Consider the following 11,499-nt stretch of genomic DNA (forward strand, 5'->3'; position numbering starts at 1 on the left):
GCAGCGTCCCCCGCCCGTTTCCGGACGGGGGACGCCACAGCCCCCAACGCTACTCCCCCACGCGCAAAATCAGATCGCCAGATATTCCTGCCGAAGTTCGGCATTATCCAGGACCTCCTGCGCGGTACCGTCAAAGGCGACCTGCCCCATATCAAGAATGATCGCCCGATCCGCCAGATGCAGCGCGGCGATGGCATTCTGTTCCACGATGATCGTGGTGATGCCCAGCGTCTTGATATGTTCCAGCGTTCTTTCGATTTCCTGCACGATAACGGGCGCGAGACCTTCATACGGCTCGTCCAACAACAGCAGTTTGACGTCGCGCGCCAGGGTACGGCCGATAGCCAGCATCTGCTGCTCCCCGCCCGACAGGGTCGTGCCTTCCTGCGTGCGGCGCTCGCCCAGACGCGGGAACAGCTCGTAAATGCGTTCGATCGACCACCCGATGGGCGGCGCGATCTGCGCAAGCTTCAGGTTTTCCTCCACCGTCAGGCCTTGGATGATGCGGCGGTCTTCCGGCACCAGCCCGACACCGACGGCCGCCGCGCCATGGGACTTCATATTGTGAAGACCCTGATGGTCCAGCCAGATTTCGCCGTGGCGGACTTCCGGTTCATCGACGCGCGCGATGGCCCGCAGGGTCGAGGTCTTGCCTGCCCCGTTGCGACCCAGCAAGGCGACGATTTCGCCTTCCCGGATATCGAAGCTGACGCCCTGGACGATGTAGCTTTCGCCATAATAGGCATGCAGGTCCCAGCAGGAGAAGAAGGCCGACTGACCGCCTTTGTTCTTAACCGGCGGAACGCGCGGCGCCTTCTGGTTTTCGAACTGATTATCAAGAATGGTCATAGATGTGCGCCTCCCAGATAGGCTTCCTGCACTTTGGGATGCCCTTTGATTTTTTCGGGCAAGTCTTCGACGATCACCGTCCCCTGCGCGAGAACCGAAATCTTTTCCGCCAGGGAGAACACGACATGCATGTCGTGTTCGATGATGACCATGGTCAGGCCCTTGCCGGAAATCGTCTTCAAAAGGTCGATGGTCGCATTGGTATCGGCCCGCGCCATCCCCGCCGTCGGCTCATCCAGCAACAACAGCTTCGGATTCTGGACCAACGCCATGGCCAGTTCGAGACGCCGCTTGTCGCCGCGGCTCAATGACGCCGCCGTCATGCCTGCCTTGCCGCCCATATTCACTTCGGACAGGGCGTTCATCGCTTGATCGCGAATCTCGGTTTCGCCCGCCATCGACGACCACAGGCTGGGTTTGAACGCACCATCCCGTTTCGCCAGCGCCGGGATCATGACGTTTTCCAGCAGCGTCAGTTCCGTAAAGATTTCCGGTGTCTGGAACACGCGGCTGACGCCGGTCTGGTTGATTTCGTGCGGTTTCAGCCCGATCAGGGAGGTCCCGTCGAAATCGACGGTTCCCGTATCCGGTGTCAGTCGCCCGATGAAGCAGTTCAGCAGGGTGGATTTCCCGGCCCCGTTCGGGCCGATAATCGCATGCACCTTGCCCTGTTCGACGTCCAGATTGACGTTGTTCAGCGCGTGCAGCCCGCCGAAATGCTTGTTGATGCCTTGTACCTTGAGAATGCTCGACATGTCCGTATCCCCCTACTCGGCCGTGACTTTTCCGGCGGCGGAGGCGGACGCGCCGTCCTTCCTGTATCCACCGCGGGCCAGCTTCACCAACCGATTGAACCCTTCCATCAGACCGCCCGGCAGGAAGATGACGATGAGCATGAACAACACGCCCAGGGTCAGATGCCAGCCTTCGCCGACGAAGAGCGAGGAAACGGAGACGACGAGCTCCTGCAGCCAATGCGGCAGGAAGGAGAAGACATCCATCAATTCGGATTCGTTATAGGCCGAGAAGATATTCTCGAAATACTTGATGACGCCGGCGCCCAGGATCGGACCCAGCATGGTCCCGGCACCGCCCAGAATGGTCATCAGCACGACCTCGCCCGACGCCGTCCACTGCATGCGTTCCGCCCCGGCCAGCGGGTCGGTACACGCCAGCAGCCCCCCGGCCAGACCGGCATAGATACCGGAGATGACGAAGGCCGTCAGGGTATAGGGGCGCGAGTTTACGCCGGTGAAGTTCAGGCGGTTCTGGTTGGTCTTGATGGCCTTCAACATCATGCCGAAGGGCGACCGGAACAGACGCAGCGCGATGTAGAACGCCACGATCATGATGAGACCGCAGATGTAGTACCCGGCGTTGAACTGGATATCCATGCCCAATAACGAAACGTCCGCCGTCGCATTCATGTTCAGACCGAACAAGTTCGTCACCGGCAGCGCCCCGTCTTCCACCGCGGCATCCAGAACACGCGGGTCCCCGTGCAAAATCTGCAGCCCGGTTTCCCCGTTCGTAATCGGGGTCAGCACGGAATAGGCCAGATTGTAGCTCATCTGCGCAAAGGCCAATGTCAGGATGGAGAAGTAAATCCCCGACCGGCGCAGCGCGATGAACCCGATCAACAGCGCGAACAGGCCTGAAATCACCATGGCGAGGATGATCGCAGGGACGATGTTCATGCTGAGAAGCTTGAACATCCACACTGCCGAATAGGACCCGACGCCCAGGAAAGCCGCATGACCGAAGGACAGGTACCCGGTCAGGCCGAACAGAATGTTGAACCCGATGGCGAAAATTCCATAGATCACGAATTTCTGCAGAAGATCGGGATACCCCGCGCCGAAGGGATTGAGGATGATCGGGCCGAGCAGCACCGCCAGCACGACGCCGATCACCATAATCTTGTCTTTTTTGGATTGTTCGACAGTCATGGATCAGCTCTCCATCACGCCCTTGCGGCCCAGCAGACCGCGCGGACGCGCCAACAGAATAACGACGGCTACCAGATAGATGATGATCTGGTCGATACCGGGGAAAATCGCCTTCACCTCGTTCATCGACGCGAAGCTCTGCAGGATGCCCAGCAGCATTCCCGCCGCGACGGCGCCCGGCAGGCTGCCCATGCCGCCGACCACGACGACGACGAAAGACAGAACCAGGAAGTCCATGCCCAGGTGATAGTTCGGCGATAGGATCGGCGAATACATGACCCCGGCCAGCCCGGCGACCACCGCCGCTATTCCGAATGTCAGGGTGAACCGCTTATCGATGTTGATGCCCAGCAATCCGACAGTTTCGCGGTCCGCCATACCGGCACGGACGACCATGCCGAAGGTGGTGAATTGCAGGAAGGCGAAGACCGCGCCGATCACCGCGGCGGCGAACAGGAAGTACACCAAGCGCCAGGCCGGGTAGACGACATTCCCGGCGTCCATGCCGATAGCGGCGCCGAAATCCATCATGCCGGTCAGGGCTTCCGGGGCGGGTTGCGGGATCGGGTTGGCCCCGAACCAAGCCTTGATGATTTCCTGCAGCACGATGGCGAGCCCGAAGGTCACAAGAATCTGTTCCGCATGCGGGCGCTTGTAGAAATGCCGGATCAGCCCGCGCTCCATAACGATACCGACCAGCAGCATGAATGGAATGGCGATCAAGATCGATAACGGTACGGACCAATCGATGACCCAAGCGCCGAAATCGCCGAACCATGCCTCGGCATAGGGCGTCCGGATTTCCAGCGGGGTCCCCCAGGCGGTCATTTCCGTTTCGGAAAGCGCGATCTTTTCCAGGGTCAGCAGCTTATTCAGCGCGACCGAACAAAAGGCGCCGAGCATGAACAAGGCGCCATGCGCGAAATTGACGACACCCAGTGTGCCGAAAATAAGAGTAAGCCCCAGGGCGATCATCGCATAAGCGCTGCCCTTATCGAGGCCGTTCAGAACCTGCAGAAGAAATACATCCATAGCACCCGCCCCCGGCTGAGTACCGTCCCGGACCGAAACGGTTTCCGGGATCATACCACCTAAGAGTTAAGTTCGAGGCATCGACCGCGACAACCCCGAGAAAGGCCGGCCGCCCGAAGGTTTCGGACGGCCGGCGTTACGCGTAAGCGGCCTATCAGGCGCCCGGGTTGCACGCACCCAGTTCGCCACCGGCGAACATCGGGTGATCCGGGGCGTAGGTAACCTGTTCGGCCGGGACTTCGTCCACGACTTCCAGAAGGTCGAACTGGGATTCCGGGTTGTCCTTACCCTTCACGACCAGAACGTTCTTGAAGCACTGGTGATCTTCGGCGCGATACAGCGTCTTGCCGTTGCCCATACCGTCGAATTCGAAGCCTTCCAGGGCTTCGGCAATGCCGCACGGGTTGAAGGTACCGGCACGTTGCGCCGCATCGGCATACAACAGCGTTTGCACGTAGCAGGTATGCGCGGCCTGGCTCGGCGGGAAGCCATAGGCCTGACCGAAGGATTTCACGAAAGCCTTGGAGCCTTCATCCTGCAGCGACCAGTGCCAGTTGGTGGACCCGAAGATGCCTTTAACGTTTTCACCGGCACCCTGGGCCATCAGACGGCTGTACAGCGGCACGACGACTTCGAACTTCTTGCCGTTGACCATTTTGTCCAGCAGGCCGAACTGAACCGCCTGGGTCAGGGAGTTCACCATGTCACGACCGTAGTGGTTCAGGATCAGAACGTCCGCGCCGGAATTCAGAACCGGCGTGATGTACTGCGAGAAGTCGCCGGCGCCCAGCGGCGTGCGGACCTTCGCAACCGTTTCCCAGCCGATCGCTTCGGTGGAGGCCGCGATGGATTCTTCCTGAGTCCAGCCCCAGGTATAGTCCGCCGTCAGGTGATAGGCCTTGCGGTCGGAGCCGTAGTTGCTCTTCAGCACCGGCGCCAGCGCGGCACCCGACATATAGGCGTTGAAGAAGTGGCGGAAGCCGTTGGCCTTCTTGTCCTTGCCCGTGGTGTCGTTGGAGTGCGTCAGACCGGCCATGAAGATAACGCCGGCTTCCTGGCACAGGCCCTGAACCGCGATGGCCACGCCGGAGGACGAGCCGCCGGTGATCATGACGGCACCGTCGCGTTCGATCATGCGCTTCGCCGACGCGCGGGCGGCGTCGGATTTGGTCTGCGTGTCACCGGTAACGTAGTCGACTTTCTTGCCGAGGACGCCGTTGCCCTGAAGCTCCTTCGACGAGAAGGTGTTCAGCATGCCGCCGTCGCCTTCACCGTTCAGGTGCTGGACGGCCAGCTGATAGGCGCGCAGTTCGTCGGCACCTTCGTCGGCATAGGCGCCGGACTGCGGCACGTTGAAGCCGAGAACGACATTGCTGCCGGTCGGTTCGTTGGTATAGGCGGACGCGGAACGGGTCAGGATGGTCGGGGCAGCGAGCATCGTACCCGCAGCCAAACCGCCCTTTAAAAGGCCACGGCGATCGAGGCGAAAATTAATCATGGGTTTCCTCCCTCTAGGATTAACCGGGCTCCCGCCTTCTTTCGTCGCGGTGTTGTTATTAACCCGGCAAGTCTGCAAAACACGGCAATCCTGCCGGTCTTCTGTAAAAAATACAATAACCTATTGAAATAACGTGATTTTTTTGTAAGTTTTATTTTTTGCTTTGCAATATATTGTAAATTATTGACAATACCTCTCCATCATTTGTTCCTGAAATCAACAGGTTATGAAACGCACGATCACAGGTTTACGCATCCGCGAGCGCCGCCGGGAACTGGGATTGAAGCAAGTCGACCTCGCCAAGCGGGTCGGCATCTCGCCCGCTTACCTCAATCACATCGAACGCAACCGGCGCACGATCGGCGGCGGATTGCTTGTAAAGATCGGCCGGGAATTGGACCTGAGCCTGGAACAGTTGGACGGGTCCGCCGAACGCCGTTTGCACAATGTGCTGGTCGACCTTGCAACCGATCCGGACCTCGGCAAGGGGCAGGTCGATCAGACCAGCGTGGATGAATTCATCGCGCGGTTTCCCGGTTGGGCCCGTCTTGCCGTATCCGCCTATCGTGGATTGCGCGGGGCGAAGGCGGAGTCGGACCGCCTGCGCGACCGTCTGGCCCACGACCCGGCCTTGGCGGAGGCCGTGCATGCCATGCTGACCGAAATCACGACCCTGCGGTCGATCGCGGAAATTCTCGACACCACCCAGGATATCGAACCGGACCGCCAGCGCCGGTTCCAGAACATCCTGCACGACCAGTCCCGGCAATTGTCGCAGACAGGGTCGTCCCTGGCCGCCTATTTCGACGAGGCGGTCGAAGACCGACGGCACGTTTCCGCGGAATCCGATGCGGAAGAAATTTTCTATCGCCATCGGACGGAGGCCATGACCGCCATCCGCAAATCCGCCGCGACCCTGCACAAGGCCTTGTCCGGGGATGGGCGGGACCTGGAAGACGCGTTACTGCGTACCCTGCCCGGCCTGTCTCAACGCCCGAATATTCGCGACTTCTATACCTTGGCACGCGGCGAACGGATCGACGCGATGCTGACGCATCTGCTGACCTATCGGGAACCCCCGGAGTTCTCGGTCCTGATCGACGACATCGTCGATCGAGACGATGCCCATGGCGACGTGGCCGGGATCGCGGTTCGCCTTCGGGAAATCCTGCGCCGGACCGTCGCCGATGAAATCCGCATGCCCTTGGACCGGTTCGCCGTTATGGGGGAAGGCTGCGATTGGGATATCGACACCCTGGCGCGGGCTTGCGACGACGATTCCGGCCTTGCCTGCCGCCGCCTGTCCCTGGCCGTCCTGTCCGGCGGCATCGCGGCCGCCCATGTCGAAATAGACCTGTCCGGCGCGGTTCTGCATCGCGGCGGGTCGCTGGACCTGCTGGGCCGTATCCGCGACATCGAATGCCCGTTGTGGCCGGTGCATGAAGCCGGGCCGGACCGTGCCGCGCCGGTAGTGAAATCGGTGCGCCTCTCGGACGGCGAATTCCGGGTTGCGATCGCGGTCGGGCAACGGCGCAGCCCCCGGGCGAACATGATCGTGATGAGCCCGGAAACGGCAGAAAAGACAGTCTATAAGGCGATGCGCGGCGCAGCGGCGACAGATGTCGGCCCGTCCTGCCGCCTATGCGCCCATATCGGCTGTCGCTGGCGACGGGAGGAAGCGATCGTCTATCGCTAGAACACGAGTGTTTCCAAGCGAAGGCAAGTCCGGGTAAGCTACGGCAAAATAAGCGCTGCCATAAAAAACAGGCGTGCAACACCTTGGGGGAGAGGCATTCATGACGGTCAGGGTTATGATCGTTGAAGACGAACCGTATATCGTCGAGTCCCTGGAATTCCTGCTGTCGCGGGACGGATTTCGGGTGACGTCCCAATCGGACGGGGATCAGGCGATGCGCGACATCCTGAACGACCCGCCGGACGTCCTTGTTCTGGACGCCATGCTGCCCGGCCGATCAGGCTTCGACATTCTGCGGGAAGTCCGCAACACACCGGCGGTGCAGTCGCTGCCGATTCTGATGCTGACCGCGAAAGGTCAGCAAAGCGCCGCCGAGGACGCCAAGAAAAGCGGTGTCAGCCTGTTCATGACCAAACCGTTTTCGAATGCCGAACTGGTGGACGCGGTGCGGCGTCTGGCGTCATGAATCCCCCCGGCCATCCATTGAAAGACCGCGCGGCGACCGGTCCCGTCTCCAAGGAAGCGAAAGTTCCCGGCGTAAAAGGTCACCGTGACCCGTCCAAACTGCGCGACGCGGCGTTGATTCTGCCGATTGCCGGTATCCTGTTGTTGATGCCGCCCATTCTGTCCCTGTTTGAGACGGACGACCCCGATGCCGGGGGACCGCCGGTGGCGATCTATGTCTTCGGGGTCTGGGCCTTGCTGATCTGTTGTTCGTTCTGGCTGTCCAGACGCCTGTACCGGGATAGCGACGACCGATGATCAGTGCCAATCTGATCGTTTTCATATCGCTGTTTTACGTGGCGCTGCTGTTCGGCGTCGCCTGGTATGGGGACCGTCAGGCGAAACAGGGCGGCGGCGCGTGGCTGCGGTCCCCCATCACCTACACCTTGTCGCTGTCCGTCTATTGTACCGGTTGGACCTTTTACGGCGCCGTCGGGTCCGCGGTGCGCAACGGGCTGGAATTCGCGACGATCTATCTGGGGCCGACACTGGTTTTCATCGGCTGGTGGTGGTTCATCCGCAAGGTCGTGCGGATCGGGCGGAATCACCGCATCACCTCCATCGCCGACATGCTGTCCTCCCGGTTCGGGAAATCGAACACCGTCGCCGTCGTCGCGACCATCGCCGCCGTCATCGCCGCGACGCCCTATATCGCGCTGCAACTGCAATCGGTGACGCTCAGCTTCGAAGCCATCGTCGGCGGCAGCGAACGGCTGGACACGACCGTCGCCTTCTGGGCGGCGACCGGCATGGCCGCCTTCACGATCTTGTTCGGCACCCGCTCCCTGGATGAAAACGAACGGCATTACGGCGTCGTCGCCGCCATCGCGGCGGAAGCGGTGATCAAGCTGATCGCCTTGATCGCCGTCGGTCTGTTCGCGATTTACGGCATTTCCGGCGGCCTTCAGGATGTCGTCGACAATGCCGCCCGCGCCCTGCCCAGCCTTCAGGAAATATCGCCGCCGCGCTGGGTGACGCTACTGTTCCTCGCCGGGGCAGCGATCATCTGTCTGCCGCGCCAGTTCCATGTGACCGTCGTCGAAAACTCCAGCGAACGGCATGTCGCGACGGCGTCCTGGTTGTTTCCCTGCTATCTGTTCCTGACATCGATCTTCGTGCTGCCGATCGCCATCGCGGGCACCAGCACCATGCCCGCCGGGTCGAACCCGGACCTTTTCGTCCTGACGCTGCCCTTGTCCAACGACAATGACGCACTGGCGATCTTCGCCTTTATCGGCGGGTTCAGTTCGGCGACCTCCATGGTCATCGTGTCGACCATCGCCCTGTCGACCATGGTGTCCAACCATATCGTCGCCCCGCTTTCCATGTGGTTCCTGTCGCAGCAAGGAACGGGGCGCAGCGGCGATGTCCTGCGCGTCCTGTTGAACACGCGCCGTATTTCCATCGGCTTGATCCTGACACTGGGCTTCGTCTATTTCCGTTTTACCGGCGGGTCGGACGCCCTGGCCTCCATCGGCTTGATCGCCTTTTGCGGCGTAGCGCAATTTTTGCCCAGCCTCGTCGCCGGGGTCACCTGGCAGGGCGCCACACGATCCGGCGCCCTGGCCGGATTGATCGGCGGCTTCCTGGTCTGGTGCTACACGTTGCTGCTGCCCAGTTTCGAAGGTACCTTGATCATGTCGGCCGACGCCGTCGCCCATGGTCCCTTCGGCATCGAAATGCTGAAGCCCCAGGGCCTGTTCGGGGCGCAGGATATCGACCCGCTGGTCCATGCGACGGTCTGGAGCATCGGGCTGAATACCGTGCTGTTGATCCTGGTCTCACTGGCGACACGGCAAAGTATCCTGGAACGCCTGCAAAGCGCGTTGTTCGTCAATGCCTTCCGGTCGGAACCGGCCTATGCAATGGGTCTTGTGCAACGGTCGGCGGCCAGTGAGGACCTGTTCATTCTGGCGCAGCGTATCCTGGGCGCCGGAACGGCCAAGACCATGTTCGACAGTGCCGCGCGGGAACAGGGGAAGCTAACCGGCCTGCCGGATGCGACACCCAACTTCATCTCGCGCCTGGAACAGGAACTGGCGGGGTCGGTCGGCGCGGCATCCGCCCATGCCATGGTGAATCAGACATCCGGCGGCGGGACGATTTCCCTGGATGCGCTGATGGAAATCGCGGACGAAGCCGCGCGCCTGATGGCGACGACAAAGGCCCTGGAACTGAAAAGTCAGGAAGCGGAACGCACGGCGGCCCAGTTGCGCGCCGCGAACCAGCGCCTGCGCCTGTTGGATTCGCAAAAGGACGAATTTCTGTCCCAGGTCAGCCACGAATTGCGCACCCCCATGGCGTCGATCCGATCCTTCGCTGAAATCCTGGAAAGCACCCCGGAACTGGACGATGCCTCACGCGGTCGGTTTGCCGGGATCATCCAGTCGGAAAGCGTGCGCCTGACGCGTCTGTTGAACGACATCCTGGACCTGAAGTTCCTGGAAGACGACGCCCAACGGATCCCCAGTCACGCCATCGACGCGGAACGATCGGTCGATAAGGCGCTGGAAGTCACGGAAGGCACCCTGGCCGACAGTCCGGCCCGTATCGTTCAGGGCCGTCGATGCGGTCAGGCGCAGGTCTATGCGAATTCCGACCGCCTGGCCCAAGTGTTCATCAACCTGCTGTCCAATGCGATCCAGCACAATGCTTCCGATACACCGGTGATCACCGTCGAAACCCGAAAAGACACGAACACCTATTTCGTCGAAATATCCGATAACGGTTCGGGCGTGTCCGCAACGGACAGGGACCGTATCTTCGAGAAAATGGTGCGGGGTGAAAAATCGCGCGGTGTCGGTCTGGGGCTCCCGATTTCACGCCAGATCGTGCGATCCTTCGGCGGCGATATCGAATTGATCGACCGCGACGGTCCGGGCGCGACCTTCCGGGTCACGCTGCCGCTGCACACGCCGGACGAGGCCCCCTAGCCGTTGGCGAATCCGTCCAGGAAACGTTCCAGGTTCGTCCCCAGATCGTCGCAGAGATAGCCGCCTTCCTGAACCAGGACCGTCGGCAGGTTCATCTGGCCGATCCGCTGGCCGATTTTGGCGAAGCCTTCTGTGGAAATCCGCAATCCGCCGAACGGGTCGCCTTCGAACCCGTCCAGCCCCAGGGCGATGACCAGCGCATCCGGCGCGAAGGCGTCGATCCGTTGGATCGCCTGTTCCAGGACCGGCATATAGTTCGCATCCTCCGTCCCGCGCGGGATCGGCAGGTTCAGGTTATAGCCCAGCCCTGCGCCCTCTCCGCGTTCATCGGCATGGCCCCAGAAGAACGGATAGAACCGCACCGGGTCCGCGTGGATCGACACGGTCAGGACGTCATTGCGATCATAGAACATGCCCTGCGTCCCATTCCCGTGATGCAGGTCGACATCCAGGATCGCCACCCGTTCATGGGTCCGGCGCAGTTCCGCCGCCGCGACACCCGAATTGTTGACGAAGCAGAAGCCGCCAGCCAAGTCCTTGAAGGCATGATGCCCCGGCGGCCGGCACAGGGCATAGGCGCCCCGATCCCCAACGCCCCGATCCCCGGCGGCGACGGCCTGCGCGGCCGCAACCGCGCTGTTCGCGCTCCACCGGATCGATTCCCAGCTATGCGGCCCGATGGGGCAGGCCGTATCCGTTTGATGATAGCCCGCCTGCCCGACGGCGGATGCCGGATAGGCCCCGTCTCGGCGGTCGGGATGAATGTTCGGAATGACTTCCGGCGAGGCGCCCTCGATCCGTTGCCAACGTTCGTAAATGCCGGACAGGAAGGCGATATATTCCGGTGTATGCACCCGCGCGATGGGGCCGACACCGAAATCCTTCGGCGCTTCCTCCGTCAGGCCCGCCGCCTTGGCGCTTGCCAACAGTCGCGTCGCACGTTCCGGCTGTTCCGGGCTGGGCTGCGGCGCGCCGCTGACCAGAAACATCTGCGGATCGTGTTTCGTCTGGATATCGGAATAGAAAACCTTCATTTCG

10 protein-coding genes are annotated in these 11,499 nt (G+C 61.3%); 4 read left to right on the forward strand and 6 right to left on the reverse strand.

The window, feature by feature from the left end; all coding sequences use genetic code 11:
- Positions 1 to 69 precede the first annotated feature (69 nt).
- The 5 genes from HH303_RS02300 to HH303_RS02320 all read right to left on the reverse strand — a co-directional run bounded on the left by HH303_RS02300 (position 70) and on the right by HH303_RS02320 (position 5,328).
- Entirely contained in the window at positions 70 to 849 is a 780-nt protein-coding gene (locus HH303_RS02300; RefSeq protein WP_169623580.1) for an ABC transporter ATP-binding protein, read from the reverse strand.
- Complete coding sequence (locus HH303_RS02305; RefSeq protein ID WP_169623581.1) at positions 846 to 1,604, reverse strand: ABC transporter ATP-binding protein; 759 nt, start codon at positions 1,602 to 1,604, stop codon at positions 846 to 848. Before HH303_RS02305 ends, HH303_RS02300 begins: the two co-directional genes overlap by 4 nt.
- Positions 1,605 to 1,616: 12 nt before the next feature.
- Positions 1,617 to 2,798 (reverse strand): branched-chain amino acid ABC transporter permease, encoded by a 1,182-nt coding sequence (locus HH303_RS02310; protein ID WP_227421473.1) that lies wholly within the window; start codon positions 2,796 to 2,798, stop codon positions 1,617 to 1,619.
- Between the two features lie 3 nt (positions 2,799 to 2,801).
- Positions 2,802 to 3,830 (reverse strand): branched-chain amino acid ABC transporter permease, encoded by a 1,029-nt coding sequence (locus tag HH303_RS02315; protein ID WP_169623582.1) that lies wholly within the window; start codon positions 3,828 to 3,830, stop codon positions 2,802 to 2,804.
- A 154-nt stretch (positions 3,831 to 3,984) separates the two neighbouring features.
- Positions 3,985 to 5,328, reverse strand: a complete 1,344-nt coding sequence (locus HH303_RS02320) for a substrate-binding protein (RefSeq protein ID WP_169623583.1) — start codon at positions 5,326 to 5,328, stop codon at positions 3,985 to 3,987.
- Positions 5,329 to 5,554: 226 nt separating this feature from the next.
- Between HH303_RS02320 and HH303_RS02325 the strand changes: the two genes are divergently transcribed.
- The 4 genes from HH303_RS02325 (at position 5,555) to HH303_RS02340 (ending at position 10,461) form a co-directional block, all read left to right on the forward strand.
- The gene (locus tag HH303_RS02325) at positions 5,555 to 7,024 is read left to right on the forward strand and encodes a helix-turn-helix domain-containing protein (protein ID WP_169623584.1); all 1,470 of its coding nucleotides are present in this window, start codon (positions 5,555 to 5,557) and stop codon (positions 7,022 to 7,024) included.
- Between the two features lie 100 nt (positions 7,025 to 7,124).
- The gene (locus tag HH303_RS02330) at positions 7,125 to 7,490 is read left to right on the forward strand and encodes a response regulator transcription factor (protein WP_169623585.1); all 366 of its coding nucleotides are present in this window, start codon (positions 7,125 to 7,127) and stop codon (positions 7,488 to 7,490) included.
- Positions 7,487 to 7,786 carry a hypothetical protein gene (locus HH303_RS02335; protein WP_169623586.1) on the forward strand — a complete coding sequence of 100 codons (300 nt, stop codon included), beginning with the start codon at positions 7,487 to 7,489 and terminating at the stop codon, positions 7,784 to 7,786. The genes HH303_RS02330 and HH303_RS02335 overlap by 4 nt, the downstream gene beginning before the upstream one ends.
- Positions 7,783 to 10,461: a sensor histidine kinase gene (locus HH303_RS02340; protein WP_169623587.1), complete on the forward strand. Its 2,679-nt coding sequence runs from the start codon at positions 7,783 to 7,785 to the stop codon at positions 10,459 to 10,461. Before HH303_RS02335 ends, HH303_RS02340 begins: the two co-directional genes overlap by 4 nt.
- Here HH303_RS02340 and HH303_RS02345 read toward each other — a convergent pair.
- The gene (locus tag HH303_RS02345) at positions 10,458 to 11,495 is read right to left on the reverse strand and encodes a histone deacetylase family protein (protein ID WP_169623588.1); all 1,038 of its coding nucleotides are present in this window, start codon (positions 11,493 to 11,495) and stop codon (positions 10,458 to 10,460) included. The genes HH303_RS02340 and HH303_RS02345 overlap by 4 nt on opposite strands.
- Between the last annotated feature and the right edge of the window lie 4 nt (positions 11,496 to 11,499).

This window comes from Pacificispira spongiicola, from assembly GCF_012926505.1.
Lineage (GTDB): Bacteria > Pseudomonadota > Alphaproteobacteria > UBA8366 > Aestuariispiraceae > Pacificispira > Pacificispira spongiicola.

Bases quoted from the DNA above. Each gene is read 5' to 3' on its own strand.
- HH303_RS02345 (WP_169623588.1), bottom strand. From the start codon at position 11,495: ATGAAGGTTTTCTATTCCGATATCCAGACGAAACACGATCCGCAGATG.
- HH303_RS02315 (WP_169623582.1), bottom strand. From the start codon at position 3,830: ATGGATGTATTTCTTCTGCAGGTTCTGAACGGCCTCGATAAGGGCAGC.
- HH303_RS02300 (WP_169623580.1), bottom strand. From the start codon at position 849: ATGACCATTCTTGATAATCAGTTCGAAAACCAGAAGGCGCCGCGCGTT.
- HH303_RS02320 (WP_169623583.1), bottom strand. From the start codon at position 5,328: ATGATTAATTTTCGCCTCGATCGCCGTGGCCTTTTAAAGGGCGGTTTG.
- HH303_RS02340 (WP_169623587.1), top strand. From the start codon at position 7,783: ATGATCAGTGCCAATCTGATCGTTTTCATATCGCTGTTTTACGTGGCG.
- HH303_RS02330 (WP_169623585.1), top strand. From the start codon at position 7,125: ATGACGGTCAGGGTTATGATCGTTGAAGACGAACCGTATATCGTCGAG.
- HH303_RS02335 (WP_169623586.1), top strand. From the start codon at position 7,487: ATGAATCCCCCCGGCCATCCATTGAAAGACCGCGCGGCGACCGGTCCC.
- HH303_RS02310 (WP_227421473.1), bottom strand. From the start codon at position 2,798: ATGACTGTCGAACAATCCAAAAAAGACAAGATTATGGTGATCGGCGTC.
- HH303_RS02325 (WP_169623584.1), top strand. From the start codon at position 5,555: ATGAAACGCACGATCACAGGTTTACGCATCCGCGAGCGCCGCCGGGAA.
- HH303_RS02305 (WP_169623581.1), bottom strand. From the start codon at position 1,604: ATGTCGAGCATTCTCAAGGTACAAGGCATCAACAAGCATTTCGGCGGG.